The sequence below is a fragment of the Methanosarcina sp. MTP4 genome (assembly GCF_000970045.1).
In the GTDB taxonomy this organism is placed as follows: Archaea; Halobacteriota; Methanosarcinia; order Methanosarcinales; family Methanosarcinaceae; genus MTP4.
Map to the genome: position 1 here is coordinate 545,789 of NZ_CP009505.1, position 16,139 is coordinate 561,927.

Below are 16,139 nucleotides of genomic sequence, written 5' to 3' on the forward strand. Positions count from 1 at the left end.
ACACCTCTGAGTAATCACACCTCTGAAAAAAGAGAAATTCCGGAAAAGTTCCGGAGTTTCAGAGAAACACGATGAACAGCACATAGGCTAAGGTCATCATGCCAAGGGAGTACTTGAGCCCTGATGGAAGGCTTCCTGATCCCATTTTTCCGGCTACAAGCCCGGAACCGAAGCCCTGGAGGAGGGCTGCGTGGAAGAAGAGCATGGTATATTCGTTCAGGTCGAAGCCACCCATGGACATTGCCGGGTTGCTGGACCCGTCCAGGGCAGGGAGGAAGAAAGCCGCAAGCACGTATACGATGACCAGGAAGACGCAGAAGGTCACGAAGATGATGAAAACGTAGATGAACATCTCTGCAGAACGTTCTTTTTTCAGGTTTTTCTGGACATCGGAATCTTCCGCAACGATGCTTATTACCTCGTGGATGTTTCCTGTGGACTCGCTGGCCTGGGCAATGAGAGTCATGCTGCGGCGGGTAAGATTGGTCCGGATACGGGACTCAAAGCGCTTCAGGGCATTCACCATATTTGAGTTCCAGCGGATATCTTCAACCATTCTTTTAATCTCAGGTTTTAGCCGGCCCATGTTTGACTGGGCGGTAATGGCAATGGCATCAGCTAGCAAAATTCCGGTCCCGTTGATGCTTGAAAGCCTTTTGAGAAACTCTGGCACCTGCTCTTCGATCTGCCTGATCTTCCTGACTTCAAGTTCGTGGAAGATGATGTAAGGGATGAAGAGGATGAGGAGGCTCACGTATATGTGGTCGTCCAGAGCCGATGCAATTTCTATGAATCCTCCGTAGTAAGGGCTGTTCTTCAGGTATGCGGAGATAAAATACCCAAATGTGAGGGGGGCGCTCACGACAAAAGCATACAGGGGTTTCTGGATCATTGCCCGGATAGGGTGAAAGAGGGTATTTTTGACCCGGAAGAGCTTTTCATAAAACTCTATTTTCTTCATCAGCTCAAGGTCATGTTCCGTTTCCGGTTTTACCCTCACGTCACTGTAAGAATCGGGTTTGGTCCGGGTAATGATTTCCTCAGGCAGTTTTTCGGCATCTCCGGTAAGCATGTCCAGAAAAATAAGGAAAATGACTGTTCCGAAGGGAATTGCCCCATATACCAGAAGGTAGAGTTTGGTGGGACCCCCGTTATCTATAAGGTTCATCACCACAAGAATTATCATAAGGAAAAGGGGACCCACGACAAACACGGTGATGTATACCTCAGCTAGCAGCCCCAGGGTTTCAAGGAAACGCTTGTGAGCTTTGTTGGCTTCAGACTTGTAATGCTCTGTCTTATTTTTCAAATAGAGGGTTACGTCTCCTCCACTTGAAACGATGGAAATAAGCCCGTCGACCAGGTCCTTGAAATGCTCGGAAGGTGTCCTGTCGGCCGCATCCCAGAGGGAGTCCTGCAGGTCTTTTCCGAAATACTCCATGTCCCGGATAATGTTTCCGAACTCCCTGGAAGTGTTCCCGTAAAGGTGGGCATGCTCCGCCAGGGATTTCATGATGTCAAAAATCGTCATCCCACCCCCACGCTGCAGAACATAGAGGAAAGCGGTCGCGTGAGGCATGACGTCATTTATTGCCCTTTTCCTGTTGTCAGCTTTCATGGGAGGGTAGCTCATGATTAGCCCGTAGGTAAAAGCAGCAAGCATCAGAAATAGCAAAATCCCCCCTACAAATGTGAGGATCAGGGGGAGATGAGCTTCAATAACCCCTGGCGTTTCAACTGCCCGGGTAACCCTAGGAGAGATGCGCAGAGTCGAAACTATGGATTCGGGAGTTATGCCCCTGAACAGCAGCCGGCCCAGAAAGAGGCCTATAAACCCTCCAAAAAAACCCGCAAGCAGGGAATACAGGACAGCTGTAGATACGTACTGCTCCACAGGAAGGGGGATCTGTGCCTGCCTTAGCTTAACCCTGAACATCGAGAAACGGTCTTCATATTCAAGGATTTTTGCCCCAAAAATTCGGAAGGCAAATGTATCAATAGCGCTCATGCCACCGCCACTCCTCAGTCCCTGTGTAGGAACATTTCCCGCAAGTTACCATTCTCAACCGCTTCCATCACAAGCCCGGGATTGGTGGCGTACATGTGCACGATCAAAGAGATACTTACATAATCCCTCATATGATTCTCAGCCATGTATTCAAGGATCTTTTCCCTGTCCTGGAATTCTTTAAAGAGTTTGTCCGGGTTCCAGCCCCTTGCCCTCATAATCTCGTTCAGCACATAGGAATCCCCTGCCCGCTTGAAAGTGTCATGCTGGGGCTCCCAGCTATAGAGTTCGTTGATCCTGAGACTGCCGGTCCTCGCATCAAGCCCGGTTATTTCAACAATGGTCTTGGTTCTCCTCACCCTCACCTCATCCACGTAGGTCTGCATCTGGATGGAAATGACCCCAAGGGCCTGCATCATCACATGCGGGACATTGATGGGTTCGTTTTCAAGCCTGTTAACAACCGTCTGTACGTCACTTGCGTGCATGGTGGAATAGGTGGTGTGCCCCGTGGACATGGCCTGGAAAAGGGTCAGGGCTTCCTTTCCTCTTACCTCTCCCACAATGATGTATTCCGGACGCTGTCTGAGGGCAGCTTTCAGGAGTTCGTACATGGAAACTTCCCCGGTGCCTCCCACTGTAAAGGACTTTCGGGTAGCTCCTGCAATCCAGTTTTCATGATGGAGCATGATTTCTCTGGTGTCCTCAATGGATACGATCTTGGCAAGCCTGGGGATGAACAGGGAAATTGCGTTCATGAGTGAGGTCTTCCCGGAAGCGGTCCCGCCTGCAAGGAGCACGCTGGTATTATTTTCGATGGCAAGCCAGTAGTAAGCCATCATTTCAACACTACATGTACTGTAGTTTATAAGGTCAATAGGGGTAATCGGGTCTCCCTTGAACTTTCGAATGGTGTAGGAACTGCCTCTTGTGGTGACCTCCTTTCCAAGGGTTGCCTGGATCCTTGACCCGTCAGGAAGAGTGGCGTCCACAATCGGTTCCCCTATGGAAATATGCTTCCCGCTGCGCTGGCAGAGCTTGACCACAAGAGAATCAAGTTCTTTCTCCCCGAAAATAACGTTTGTCACAATGTTATTGTGCTTCATATGGTAGAGGTAAATCGGGATTTCAACCCCGGAACAGGAGATGTCTTCAATGTTTGGGTCATGGATCAGGGCGTTGATCCGTTCGTACCCTATAAAATTCCGCCGGATGAAATACATAATCTTATGGAGAGAGGGCAGTTCAAGGGTGTTGTAATACTGGTCAAAAAGGCGCAAAGCTTTGTTTGTGAGTATGACTTCCTTTTCCCTGCCAAGCCCCATGTCTTCCTGGGTCAGGGTATCCTCGAGGTTGTCCCGTACACGTTCAAGAATAGCTTTCTCATATGCGGAAAGGGTGGGTTCGACCACGTTGTAAAACTTCATTTCCCTGTTTTCGATAATGCTAACAAAAGCGTAGGGTTCTTCTACCCAGTAGCGCTCTACTTCGGCAAAACCCACAGGGATTTCGTATTCCAGAAGAGGACCATAGGTTTCCGGGTCGTAAGGAGGAAGGGTCCTTATCTCTTCTTCCCTCAATTTTCTCATTATTTCGGCAAACTTATTTTTTGCTCCTTCAGGAGTCTTTACTTCTTCCAGGAATTCTTTTACTTTATCTCCTAACTTTTCGTCTCCCTTTACTCCCGCAATATCATAAACCAATTCTTTGAATTTAAGTGACGATCCGGCTTTTTTTTCTTTCTTTTTCTCTTTTCCTTTCCTTTTCCCTTTCTTTTTTCCTTTTCCCTCCTTCTCAATTTCTTTTGCTTTTTCTTCCTTTTCAACTTCTACTTTTTCTCCCTTTTCAACTTCTACTTTTTCTTTTCCTCTCTTTTCTCCCTCCTCTTTTTCTTTTTCTCTCTTTTCTCCTTCTCCTCCTTCTTTTTCTTTTTTTTCTCCCTCTGCTTTCCTCTTTTCAGGGGATTTTTTCAACTTGCTGGGATTATTTACTTCCGTTTTCTCGCTCATTTTTTTGGGAACCGTATCAATTTTTGTTTTTTCTGCGGGATGCAGCTTATTTTCAATCTCGGGTTCATATGCAGGAGGAAATATTCCTTTCTTTTCGGTTTCTATAACAAGCCCGACTTCTATTCCAAGGCCGTAATTTTTGGAAAATGCGGATTCTTCTTCCGAATCAATATCTTCCCCGGAGATGTCCGATAATGGCTCATCCCCTTTATTTTTGGTTTTTGAATTGGGGGTGCCTTCCCCCTTATTCGGATTTTCTTCTGTTTGCGGTTCCGGATTTTCTTCTGTTTGCGGTTCCGGAATTTCTTCGGAATTCCGGGGAGTTTCAACTCTCGAATCAGCAACCAGAACTTTTTTATCGGGCTTTTCTTCCCGGATTTTTTCCTTATCTCCCCCTGAAGCCTCCTCTTCAAACCCGCTGTTGTCGGCGGCTTCTCCGGTCAGAAGAATTTCGTCGTTACTCCCTTCAGAAGAGTCTTCTTCAGAGTCCTTTTCCCCCTTGCTCTGTAGCACCACCGAATTTTCATCCGGAACCTCCTTTTCATCGGCTTTTTCAGCCTGGAGGTCTCTTTTATTGTCCGTTTCATCCGAGCTCTGATTTGAGCTTAAAGTATTTTCTGAGAGATTCTCGTTTTTATTATCCATTGAGACTCATCCCACTAAGACCTGTACCCCTATAATAAAATAATTTTTACATGTTGTAGGTATAATCTGTCAATAAAAATTTATAACCTTTTTGGTGAACTTTCATATGTAATTTTTATAAGTTTGTACCTTTTGGGCGATTACACTTTACTTGATATCCAAAAAGCAAATGTATATTATCATTATTATTTTTTTTAAACTTATATTCATAATTATATAAATAGTTTGACTCCGACATGGTTTACGTAGTCAAAAACAGTTGGCTTCGTCCGGATAAATACAATACTAAGTGGGTGAATGCAAAATTCTGTGGGTGGATATAAAATTCTGTGGATATATGCGAAACTGTGTAAAACTTAAAAGTTTATGTAAAAAATTATGTGGGAAATCATGTAATATATTGAGACGGAAAGTCGGAAAAAAAGAAAATGTGGTGGGATTACATGCTTACCAAAACAAAATTATGTAGAGCTACAATCTAAAAAAAGAAATATTATGTGGTGGCTAACAAGATAAATATTTAAAAATTGTGAAGATAATTACATGATCACGAAATGAATGGGGAAATGTGAATAAAGAAAGGAATAAATAAAAGTCTCAAAGTTTGTTTCCTTTTCTTATTATTATCGACTCCCCGGTCATTTCTGCAGGTTTCGGGATATTCAGCAGGTCAAGCAGGGTTGGGGCAAGGTCGCAGAGTTTCCCGTCTTTCAGGGTATCGACCTCGTCGTTGCCCACGTAGATGCAGCGCACCGGGTTTGAGGTATGTGCTGTGTGGACATCTCCTGTTTTCCTGTTTTCCATCTGTTCGGCATTCCCGTGGTCTGCGGTGATGATTGCCACCCCGTCCGCTTTTTGCAGGGCTTCAATGGTTTTTCCAACGCAGTTGTCCACGGCTTCCACTGCTGCGACCGCAGCGTCGAAAATCCCTGTGTGGCCAACCATGTCCATGTTGGCGAAGTTCAGGATAATTACGTCGTACTTTCCAGACTCGATCCTTTTGATTATCTCTGTTGTTACCTCGTAGACGTTCATCTCGGGCTGCAGGTCGTAGGTGGCGACTTTTGGGGACGGGATCAGGCAGCGGTCTTCTCCTTCATAGCACTTCTCGACTCCCCCGTTAAGGAAAAAGGTCACATGGGCATATTTTTCGGTTTCCGCTATGCGGAGCTGTGTCATTCCGGCTTTGCTCAGCACTTCCCCAAGTACGTTTTTCAGGGTTTCGGGAGGATAGGCGATTGGCAGGTCCAGGGTTTCGTCGTACTGGGCCATGCAAACGTAGTGCACTTTCGGGGTGGCTTTTCTGGGGAAGTCTTCGAAGTCTTCGTTTACGAAAGCCCAGGTAAGCTGCCGGGCCCGGTCAGGTCTGAAATTAAAGAAGATTACGGAATCATTGTCCCGGACGGTGGCCGTCGGGTTCCCTGCCGCATCGGTGATTACTGTCGGTTTTACGAACTCGTCGGACTCGTCCCTGGAATAGGCTTCGGAGACTGCGGCAACTGCATCAGGGGCATTGTAGGGTGCAAGTCCAAGGGTAAGGGCATCGTAGGCGAGTTTTGTCCTATCCCAGCGCCGATCCCGGTCCATTGCATAGTAGCGCCCTGATACGGTAGCTATTTTTGCAACTCCGCCTTCCCTGCAGAAGGCTTCGAGTTCTTTGAGGTCTTCCAGGGCTGCCCTGGGAGGCACGTCCCGCCCGTCCAGAAATGCATGTATATACACTTTTCTGAGCCCTTTTTCTTTTGCAAGCCGGATAAGGGCCTTTAGATGGGTCATGTGGCTGTGTACACCCCCATGGGAGACAAGTCCCATGAGATGCAGGCCTGAGTCATGGCTTTTAGCGTTCTCTATTGCATCCAGAAGCACGCTGTTTTCGAAAAAGTCCCCGTTCCTGATAGATAGGTTGATGCGGGTAAGGTCCTGGTACACGACACGCCCTGCCCCGATGTTAAGGTGTCCCACTTCCGAATTCCCCATCTGCCCTTTGGGCAGTCCCACGGCTTCCCCCGAGGCCTCAAAAAAACAGGACGGGTATTTTTCCACCAGGCGGTCAAGGTTCGGGGTTCTGGCTGCCAGGACTGCGTTTCCTTCCCCTTCGGGCAGGTAGCCCCAGCCGTCCAGGATCATGAGCATGAGAGGTCGTCTTGCTTGAGTCATATGCAGGGAATTTCCGCATCCGTCGATAAAAAGCTTGTTATGAAAATATGTGTAATATATTTATATTGTATTGAAAATATAATGGAAGTCCGTAAATATAAGTATTAATAATTACATAATTCCCCAAAAGGTAAAAACGGGATCGCAAATATTCTCGCAGAGTCTCCGTTAACATCTATATAAAAAATAAATTGTTTTCCCCGCGTAACAGGTAAGGGGATTATATCTCCGAGTAACAGGCAAGGAGGATTGACTATTATGAGTGAGGAAATTCAAGACATTATGAATATTACGCACGTAAAAGTCCAGGACTTTACTGCGAACCCGGCTCCCCTCGGGCTGATGGGTTTCGGAATGACCACGGTGCTTTTGAACATACACAATGCAGGTTTCTATAATCTCGGAGCAGTGATTCTTTCCATGGGCTTCTTTTACGGTGGGTTGGCCCAGGTAATTGCAGGGATTGAGGAATGGAGGAAAGGTAATACCTTCGGAGCTACTGCTTTCACTTCCTATGGGCTTTTCTGGCTCACCCTTGTTGGAATTGTCTTGCTCCCCAGATTTGAATGGGCGGAAGGTCTGGCTCCTGCCTCAACGGCTTTTGCAGCCTACCTCTTTATGTGGGGCCTGTTTACTTTCTTCATGTTCATAGGTACTCTGAAAGCTAACAGGGCACTGCAGGTTGTTTTCTTGACCCTTACAATTCTGTTTTTCCTGCTTGCCGCCGGTAACTACCTGGGAAGTGCAGCAATACTCAGAATTGCCGGATTTGAGGGAATCTTCTGTGGCTTTACAGCTATTTATGCGGCCCTCGGCCAGGTACTGAACGAGATGTACGGGAAAAAGATGGTTCCCCTCTAAAAACACCATTACCTTTATATTAAACAATTTTTCCGGGTCTTCTGCCCGGATCTTTTTCCACATTTTTTTCTACACCGTTTTTCCACATGCCATTTTATATTCTTTTTTACATTTTCCGTATCTTTTAGAAATTTTTGGAATCTTTTTTAGAAAATTATTTATCTATTAATACTTATCCGTAAATTTGTATTACGTGGGCTCATTTCGGGGAAAACGATTGAGGAAAGAAAATGGACACAAAGAATATTGACTGGAATGAAGTGTGGAAAGAAAAAATGGATGCCCAGAAAAGGGCTTGCCCCAATACCGGGCCCGGGAGCATCTGGCAGGAAAAAGAAAGTGCAAGGCGTTTCTGGGAGATGTCGCTAAAAAACTGGGGCCGGATGGAAAAATGTATGCGGGGGATGGCCTTAAGTCCCGAATCCCGGGTTCTTGACATAGGGGCGGGTCCAGGCACTCTTGCAGTCCCTCTCGCAGAAAAGGTTGATCACGTCACCGCTGTGGAACCTGCTGACGGGATGGTGAGCGTCCTCAGGGAGAATATCGAAGCTTACGGAATTGAGAATATAAATTGTGTACACAAAGACTGGGAAGCCGTTGATTCCGAAACGGACCTCTATGGGCCTTATGACGTGGTTTTTGCTTCCTACTCCCTCGGAATGAAGGATATCCGTGCTTCAATTCGGAAAATGATGGAAGTCTCTTCGGGGTACATCTATCTCTACTGGTTTGCAGGGGAAACTTCCTGGGACATGCACTCCCGAATGCTCTGGCCCTCTCTGCACGGATGTGAATACCAGCAGGGCCCCAAAGTTGATGTCCTTTACAATGTGCTCTATGGGCTGGGCATCCATCCCAATATGAAGGTTTTCCCCTTTGAACACATCCAGAGCTTTGCAAGCTTGGATGAAGCTGTTGAGAATTTCAAGCCCAATTATGCCATAATGTCGGAAGAACAGGAAGGGATTCTCAGGGACTATCTCAATGAGATACTTGAAAAAGAAAACGGAAAGCTTGTGCACAGGGGCTGGAGTACAAGGGTAAAATTGTGGTGGAAAAACCGGGGCCGAGATGACAATAAGCTGTGATTCTCCGGGGGGACTATCTATGTTTATTTCCTCTTGTTTGCATTTTTATGGTTTAATATGTATTAAATTTCCATATAAACATTCAATATCCATTTAATTGTTATCTCCATGGCCCATATCCCTTCAATCACTGTAGACCTTCAATTAAATCCGAGGACGGGGTTTCTCTGCTGGTTTTCACAGCTGTTATGCAGCTTTTTTTCTTCAAACAGGTTCTTATTTTTTACCCCCGTCCCTTCCTTATGTGAAAAATTCAAGCTCTTGAACGAAGCAGGGTTGCCTTCCAGCAGAAAGGGAGCCAGCATGGGGGATGTGGTGTAAATTTCTTCTCTTTTCTTCAGGACTTCGACGGAGACCAGCACGTCCAGAATCCTGGCCGTGAGCCGGGAGTCAGTCCCGAGTTCTTCTGCGAGGTTTTTCGCACTTTTTGGTTCTATCAATTTTGTGAAAATTCCAAGTTCTACTGCCGTCAGGAAAATTTGTCCTTCTTCATAGTTCATTGCAATTTCCCGCAGGAATTTTTTACTGTCTGCAGAAGACAGCATCCTCTCTGCAAGCTTTACCGGATTCAATCTTATCTACCACCTGGCTTTAATCGTTTTTTTTGGAAGATTCTTTACGTTTTACCCGTATTTCTTCCTGCCAAGACAGTTCTCCAATTTTTCAAAAATATCAGTTATGGGTTTTCTGGGGGTTATCTCGGTGTGGGTTTTTTGTTTTTTTGTTTTTATTTTTCGGGTTTCTAGGGCTCTTCCATTTATGGTCCTTTGGAGTAAACTGGTCTTTACGCTGGAGGACCAACCAACATTATATAAAATATGTTCGATGTCTTTATATTTTTTATGATGTGCTCTCTGAAATAAGGCGTTGTCAAAGATAAAACTTTCGGAATATTTTGTGCAATCTCCCCTATTTTTATACTGATTATTTTTTACTTTTGTTGAAAATACCTGCTCAAAAAATTGAAAAAACACTGCTCATTATTTATTGTTTGTTAGTTTATTGGTATAATGTTTTTTCCTGTTTCCAGTTTAATACATCGTAATAATATTTATTATACCATTGTTATAACCATTATCAAGGTCCTTTCTTAGTTGGTTTGTTCTCTACATGTTATACCATTCCTTCAATATTCTATTCGATTAATTATATCGAACTGTGATGCAGTATTAGCTTTATGAACTCTAATATATTTTTGGGAAGTTTTGAAAAGGTTTTAAGGCATAGAAAGACAAACGTGCCAGAATTCGGGGAGCAAAATGCTACCCTTGAGTTATTAAAAAGTTCTGTACTTGTTGCTTTTTCCGGGGCTCTCCGGATTCATTTAGCTTTTCTGTTATTGCACATAACGTCCAGTCTGCTTACCTGCTTTGCAGGTGGCCTTGTGATCTATACGGTCTACACCCTGGACCGGGCCCTGGAGTCCGCAGAAGATTCCGTTAACCGGAAGGAATTAAATGGTTCGAAGCGGGAGGTTGCACTTGCTGTTTCTCTTCTGGCTTTTGTCATCGGCGTTTTTATTCTTGCAAAAGAAGGGCTTTGTGCACTCGCGTTTTTGCCTTTTATAACCGGTTATCTTTATAGTAAAGGTATAAATTTCGGTAAATTTTCCCTGAAACTCAAGGGAGGACTCGGGGTCAAAAACCTTGTTGTGGGGGCTACCTGGGGGATTTTCATTGCCGGACTTGCCGGAGGAAGTTCCACTCATATGCTGCCTGTTATTCTGGTCTTTGCCTTCTTCGGAATCAAACTCTTCATTAACTCTGCAATCTATGACTTCAAGGATGTCAAGGGAGACACCCTTGCGGGCATCAGGACCCTTCCGGTTGCCCTGGGGGAACAAAATACCCGCAATCTTCTCATCACACTTCATTTGACTTCTCACATGGTACTCGGAGTTGCGCTAATTCAGGGATTGGTTGCATTCGAACCTCTCATCCTTCTATACAGCTTCGTATGCGGACTCATGTGTATCGAAAACTACACCCGGACTGAAGAAGAGGAACTTCCTTTCCGGAAACTCGAAAGGACCTTTATGGTGGACGGGGAATCAACATCAATTGTAGGGTTGAGGGCAGTCGCGGGGGCTTTCCTGGCTTAAAGATTTCCTTATCTGAAATCCGACCTTAACTGGCATCTGATCTATGCTGGTGGGATGATTCCTTTTAGAGATAAGATATCCCTGTGAAGGCTGCACTATCCTGTAAGGGATGGAGTGTCCTCATGAAGGAAAGGGGATTGACTGCTGTGACCGGAAACCCGGATAACATTCCCTTAATTTTAAAAATAGAGTTGGCAGAAGATCAAATGGTCTTCTGGCCCTGTCCTTTCTTCTTTCCCCTGCTCCTATTTCGGGGGAAAAGGAAACTTTTACAAGCTCCGGTTTTTAAAGGTTCTTTATTTCTACTGAGTTTTCTTTGTAGTGCTTGAAAAGGTCATCTCCCCATTTGATAGCAAGTGCATCGAAACCGACAAGGTCGTTTCGTGGGTCAAAGGTGCCGTTCTTATAGAAAAGGGAGAGGGATGTAAAGCGGTCTGTTACGATAAAAGCGACCCTGGCATTGTCGTAAACTTAAAAGCTCGTATTTTTGTATTCCAGGTATTCTTCGATTTCAGTGTTGTATTCGCTTTTCAGCTTGAAAAAAACATTTGGAGTTACGATTATGGAGATTGGGATGCCCTTACGTGCCACATCCAGGAACATCTGGGGGTAGTGGGGGAGGAATATTGACGCAAAACCCATGAGACGGGTGGATGATTGTACGTTTTCTATGAATGTTTTGTGAGAGTCATAGATGTTTTCATGTTCATCTCTTACAACCCTACACTCCTTGAGTTCCTGGATTCTGTTAAGCAGGGTTTCGGGAACCCCTGTAAGATCGTGCTCTTTCCAGAAGTTTTCATTTGCTTCTATGGCGGCAAGGGTGTCCAGGAAAGGTCTGAAATACATTGCTGAAACCTTCCCGAGAGGAGTCAGCCAGTACATTCCTTCCTGCCGGAAAATCAGGTTTGCATTTTCCATCTCCTTCAGACGGGGCAGAATCTCAGGAGACCTTACATCAAAATATTCCTTGATATCGGAAAGGGTCCTTGGACTCTCCTGAATAAGGAAGAGCAGGTCCTTTCGTTTTTCAGAAAATGTGAGGATACTTAATAATCCGTTGGATTTCACTTTGATCAACCCTCATTTCGTTAACTTTGTGATGGTAAATCCCGTCTTCCTGAATAAGTCTTCCAGGTGATATCTCTAAATTAAAGGGATTTTTTGTTTTATTCATCTCTTTTTCATTTCATTTGTTATATTTTTTCGCGGTGGCTGTTATATGTTAGTCGTATACTATTGCTAGAATGGTATATGAATTCAATCTATATTATCTTTTTTGGGAGTGTTACATATTCTCTGGTATTTTTTATCTTTCACAGATAATCTGAAGCGGTAGTCCCAAACTATTAGATTACATTATTATTATTTTTATATACTTCGTAACTAATTTTATTATATTATTGGTGTACAGTTATTTTACTGATATACCTCAATTGGATCTAAAAAAATGATTTCTCTCTCAAAGAAATCAGTGATTAAAACAGTTTTTTCATTTTGGATTTATTGTATATTCGGTATCTTATAAACGATTTTTAGGAAAAGACCTGTAATTGGAGTGCAAGGTGTGTGGAATGCTGTGTATTGAATTTTTTTCGAAAAAAGAGCTTTCGTTAAAATTTGTATGCTAAAACCTGTCTGTTAAAATTCGTATTTTAAAGCCATATTAAAATTCGTATGTCCAAAAATAGTGAAATGGTTCCCTGCCATTTCCGACAGGGAAGGCTGCATTTTGGATTTTGCAGCTTTTCGATTTTTAAATTTAATGAAGGAAGTGGCGCATACCGGTGAAAACCAGGGATACATTGAGCCGGTTTGCGGTTTCTATAACTTCTCCGTCCCTAATGGACCCGCCGGGAGATACGATATAGCGGATGTTGTTCTCTGAGGCATGGATTACGCTGTCGTCGAAGGGGAAGAAGGCATCTGAGACCATCACGCATTCGGACAGGATATTTTTACAGTACTCTTCGAAGGAAATACCCGGCTCTTCGCGCTCGTAGATAACCTTCAGGTTTTCGATTGCCTTTGTGGCTGCCAGTTTGCGGATGGAGTCCACGCGGTTCGGCTGTCCTGCGCCCATTCCCAGCACCATGAAGGAACCGGGTTCGTATTCGTGGGCAATTATGACTGCGTTAGATTTCGTGGCTTTGCAGGCTTTGAGGCAGAATTCCGATAGGTTGCGCTTTTCTTCGGGATAGGGGGTCTCTGTAACGGATTCCCACTTCTCGTAGATCCCTATGTCCCGGGACTGTTTGAGCATGCCTCCGATTATGTATTTGTAGGTGCAATTCGTCCCGAAACTTTCCCTTATATCGGGCAGTTTAAGGAGCCTTAAGTTAGCACTCTTGTTTTTCAGGTATTCGAGGGCATCGTGTGTGAAATCCGGGGCAAGGATGATTTCCACGAATTTCCCGTTCAGGAGCTGGGCAGCTTCAAGGTCGAAGGTTTCGTTTGTGCAGATAATGCTCCCGTAAGCCGAGATGGGGTCCCCGTCCCAGGCAGCCTGCAGTGCCTGCAGGAGGGTTTTTCCTGTGGAAAGTCCGCAGGGGTTGTTGTGCTTTACAATGGCAACAGCCGGGGTGGCATTTCCCAGTTCCTTGACTGTCTGAAGGGCGTTGTCGGCGTCCACGTAGTTGTTAAAGGAAAGTTCTTTTCCGTGCAGCTGGACGGCTTTTGCCAGGCTCGGTCCTTCCTGCCGGGGTTCTTTATAAAAACTGGCTTCCTGGTGCCAGTTTTCTCCATAGCGGAGTTTCGTGCCGTCGGTGAACTTCAGGCGTAGCACTTCTTCTCCGAGAAGAACTTTGCTCAGGTAGGTATCGATGGCTGCGTCGTAATCTGCAGTATGCCTGAAGGCCTTGACCGCAAGTCCTGCCCGGGTTTCATCGGAAATAACCCCGCTGGAACGCAGTTCTTTCAGGATATGCCCGTAGTCTGCGGGGTCAGAGAGTACTGTCACCGAGCGGTAGTTCTTGGCTGCCGATCTGAGCAGGGTAGGGCCGCCGATGTCGATGTTTTCGATGGCTTCCTCCAGTTCCACACCTTCTTTCGAGACCGTGACCTCGAAGGGATAGAGGTTTACGGTCACCATATCAATGAGGGAGATGTCTTCTTTCGACGCCTCTTCCATGTGTTCCTCGCTTTCCCTGAGGCATAAGAGGCCCCCATGGATCCTTGGGTGCAGGGTCTTGACCCGTCCTCCCATCATCTCGGGAAAGCCCGTGACTTCCGAAACATCAGTAACTTCAATACCGGCGTCGCGAATGATCTTCGCTGTCCCGCCTGTTGAGATAATCTTCACGCCAAGTTCTTCGAGCCCACGTGCGAATTCCACGATTCCTGTTTTATCTGAGACGCTGAGCAGTGCCCTTTTTACCAAGAAATCACCAATATACTTGGTTTAAAAATCCCTACCTATATAGCTTTTGGTCAACATATTTTATATAAAAAGAGTTTCCGCTCCAAGACAAAATCGGGGTACAATTCCTTTGATTTTTATTTCTGTTAACGTGAGTACGTGGATCTCTCCCACTTTAAGGATCTAAAGGCCTTTCTTAAAGTCTTTTTCTGAAATCTTTCTGGATTTTCATACAGAGCCTTTTCCTTCCTCATTTTATTTTTTTCCATTCGTCCCGTTTCCCACTATGGTTGTTTTCTTCTCTGGTTATTTTTTCCACCCCGTGTGTTTCCCCCTACGGCGGTTTCCCATTCAGTATCACCTTTAAGGAAAAAGGTTCAGGTGAAATACTTATTGTTTAGAAATAGAGGATAAAGTAGCTTTTCCGGAATTTTTGGTTTTTTTAAGGGGTTATCGAAGCAGAAGAAGGGGTGTCGGATGGAAAGGGACTACGATATCATAATCATAGGAAGTGGGGTTGCTGGCACAACCCTTGCATACAAAGTTGCGTCATCAGGACTTAACATTGCTATCATCGACTGCAGGGAGTATGGGGGGACCTGCCCGCTGAGAGGCTGCGACCCGAAAAAAGTACTTGCCAGCGCATCCGAGGCTACGGACTGGAACAACAGGCTCATAGGCAAAGGGGCAGGTACTGAGGGGCTGTTGAGCATTGACTGGCCCTCTCTCATCGGCTTCAAAAGGACTTTTACGGAGGACTACTCCCGGAAGATAGAGAAAAGTCTCTTTGAGATGGGGATCGATACGTATCACGGGCAGGCTTACTTCGAAAATGAAAACACCGTTGCCGTGGGGGAAGACCTGCTCCGTGGGGTATACATCTTCGTTGCCACCGGGACAAAACCCCGCAAACTGAACATCCCGGGTGAGGGGTACCTTACTTCAAGCGAAGAGTTCATGGAAACGGAACAACTGCCCAAAAGAATTGTCTTTGTCGGGGGCGGTTACATCTCCTTCGAGTTTTCCCATATTGCCCGGAGAGCCGGGTCCGAAGTCGTAATCCTGCACAGGAGTAAAAGGGTCCTGAAGAGTTTTGACTCTGACCTTGTGGATCCACTCCTCAAAGCTTCCAAAGCCGTAGGAATCGAGGTACTCCCCGAGAATCCCGTGATTGCGGTGGAAAAAGAAGGAGCCCATTTCCTGGTCAAAACAGAGTTCAAAACCGAAACCCACACCGGAACTCATACTTTTGTCGCGGATATGGTTGTGCATGGTGCAGGGCGGGTCCCTGACATCGAAGGCCTGGAACTGGAAAATGCCGGGGTCAGGATCAAGAACGGGGCAATTGAAGTTGACAAGCACATGCGGACTTCAAACCCACGGGTCTATTCAGGGGGAGACTGCACTTCGGAAGGAATGCCCTTGACCCCTATCGCCGGTCTCCAGGCAAGAGTTGCGGCGGCAAACATCCTGGACGGAAACCTTGCTGAGGCAGATTATACAGGCGTTCCGAGTGCTGTCTTTACAATTCCTACAATGGCTTCCGTGGGGATCACTGCGCCCATAGATAGTAAGGAATATAAGGTGGTCTTCAGGGACCGGAGCAGCTGGTATTCCACGCGGCGGACTGGCCTTGAATTTGCGGCATCAAAGGTAATTATCGATGAGGAAAACGACCGGGTCCTGGGTGCCCACATCCTTGGCCCTAACGCCGAAGAAGCGATCAACATTTTCGCCATGGTAATGCGGCTGGGTTTAAAAGCCTCGGACCTCAAGAAAATCGTGTATGCGTATCCCGGAATTTGTTCGGATATAGTGCACATGGTATGATTCAGTTTTCATGATATGACTTTCCCCGCAAACCTGTAAATACCAGTTCCGGAAATGGATTGTTAGCATATTTTGTTAGCAT

General features: G+C 45.6%; 12 protein-coding genes. 5 read left to right on the forward strand and 7 right to left on the reverse strand.

What is annotated here, in order from left to right; genetic code table 11:
* Positions 1 to 58 precede the first annotated feature (58 nt).
* From MSMTP_RS02450 to gpmI, 3 genes are all read right to left on the reverse strand, one after another.
* Complete coding sequence (locus MSMTP_RS02450) at positions 59 to 2,008, reverse strand: type II secretion system F family protein (protein ID WP_048177579.1); 1,950 nt, start codon at positions 2,006 to 2,008, stop codon at positions 59 to 61.
* Between the two features lie 14 nt (positions 2,009 to 2,022).
* On the reverse strand, positions 2,023 to 4,662 hold the full coding sequence (locus MSMTP_RS19870) for an ATPase, T2SS/T4P/T4SS family (RefSeq protein ID WP_231582894.1): 2,640 nt from the start codon (positions 4,660 to 4,662) through the stop codon (positions 2,023 to 2,025).
* A gap of 597 nt (positions 4,663 to 5,259) precedes the next feature.
* Positions 5,260 to 6,819 (reverse strand): 2,3-bisphosphoglycerate-independent phosphoglycerate mutase, encoded by a 1,560-nt coding sequence (gpmI, locus tag MSMTP_RS02460; RefSeq protein ID WP_048177581.1) that lies wholly within the window; start codon positions 6,817 to 6,819, stop codon positions 5,260 to 5,262.
* Between the two features lie 258 nt (positions 6,820 to 7,077).
* Between gpmI and MSMTP_RS02465 the strand changes: the two genes are divergently transcribed.
* Both MSMTP_RS02465 and MSMTP_RS02470 read left to right on the forward strand, forming a co-directional pair.
* On the forward strand, positions 7,078 to 7,680 hold the full coding sequence (locus MSMTP_RS02465; RefSeq protein ID WP_048177582.1) for an acetate uptake transporter: 603 nt from the start codon (positions 7,078 to 7,080) through the stop codon (positions 7,678 to 7,680).
* A 230-nt stretch (positions 7,681 to 7,910) separates the two neighbouring features.
* Complete coding sequence (locus MSMTP_RS02470) at positions 7,911 to 8,768, forward strand: class I SAM-dependent methyltransferase (protein WP_048177585.1); 858 nt, start codon at positions 7,911 to 7,913, stop codon at positions 8,766 to 8,768.
* 140 nt (positions 8,769 to 8,908) lie between these two features.
* Here MSMTP_RS02470 and MSMTP_RS02475 read toward each other — a convergent pair whose 3' ends face one another.
* Positions 8,909 to 9,340, reverse strand: a complete 432-nt coding sequence (locus MSMTP_RS02475) for a methyltransferase dimerization domain-containing protein (RefSeq protein WP_048177588.1) — start codon at positions 9,338 to 9,340, stop codon at positions 8,909 to 8,911.
* Between the two features lie 605 nt (positions 9,341 to 9,945).
* Here MSMTP_RS02475 and MSMTP_RS02485 point away from each other — a divergent pair.
* Both MSMTP_RS02485 and MSMTP_RS19605 read left to right on the forward strand, forming a co-directional pair.
* Positions 9,946 to 10,869 carry a UbiA family prenyltransferase gene (locus MSMTP_RS02485; RefSeq protein ID WP_048177591.1) on the forward strand — a complete coding sequence of 308 codons (924 nt, stop codon included), beginning with the start codon at positions 9,946 to 9,948 and terminating at the stop codon, positions 10,867 to 10,869.
* 122 nt (positions 10,870 to 10,991) lie between these two features.
* Positions 10,992 to 11,198 (forward strand): hypothetical protein, encoded by a 207-nt coding sequence (locus MSMTP_RS19605; RefSeq protein ID WP_197076203.1) that lies wholly within the window; start codon positions 10,992 to 10,994, stop codon positions 11,196 to 11,198.
* On the opposite strand, the gene MSMTP_RS19875 is transcribed toward MSMTP_RS19605, so the two are convergent.
* From MSMTP_RS19875 to purH, 3 genes are all read right to left on the reverse strand, one after another.
* Positions 11,155 to 11,313, reverse strand: coding sequence for a transcriptional regulator FilR1 domain-containing protein (locus MSMTP_RS19875; RefSeq protein WP_231582984.1), 159 nt, complete (start codon positions 11,311 to 11,313; stop codon positions 11,155 to 11,157). The two genes, MSMTP_RS19605 and MSMTP_RS19875, sit on opposite strands and share 44 nt — an antisense overlap.
* Before the next feature lie 27 nt (positions 11,314 to 11,340).
* Positions 11,341 to 11,940: a winged helix-turn-helix domain-containing protein gene (locus tag MSMTP_RS02490; protein WP_231582895.1), complete on the reverse strand. Its 600-nt coding sequence runs from the start codon at positions 11,938 to 11,940 to the stop codon at positions 11,341 to 11,343.
* Positions 11,941 to 12,631: 691 nt separating this feature from the next.
* On the reverse strand, positions 12,632 to 14,248 hold the full coding sequence (purH, locus tag MSMTP_RS02495) for a bifunctional phosphoribosylaminoimidazolecarboxamide formyltransferase/IMP cyclohydrolase (protein ID WP_048177593.1): 1,617 nt from the start codon (positions 14,246 to 14,248) through the stop codon (positions 12,632 to 12,634).
* A gap of 456 nt (positions 14,249 to 14,704) precedes the next feature.
* Between purH and MSMTP_RS02500 the strand changes: the two genes are divergently transcribed.
* Complete coding sequence (locus tag MSMTP_RS02500) at positions 14,705 to 16,057, forward strand: NAD(P)/FAD-dependent oxidoreductase (protein WP_048177594.1); 1,353 nt, start codon at positions 14,705 to 14,707, stop codon at positions 16,055 to 16,057.
* The last annotated feature ends 82 nt before the right edge of the window (positions 16,058 to 16,139 follow it).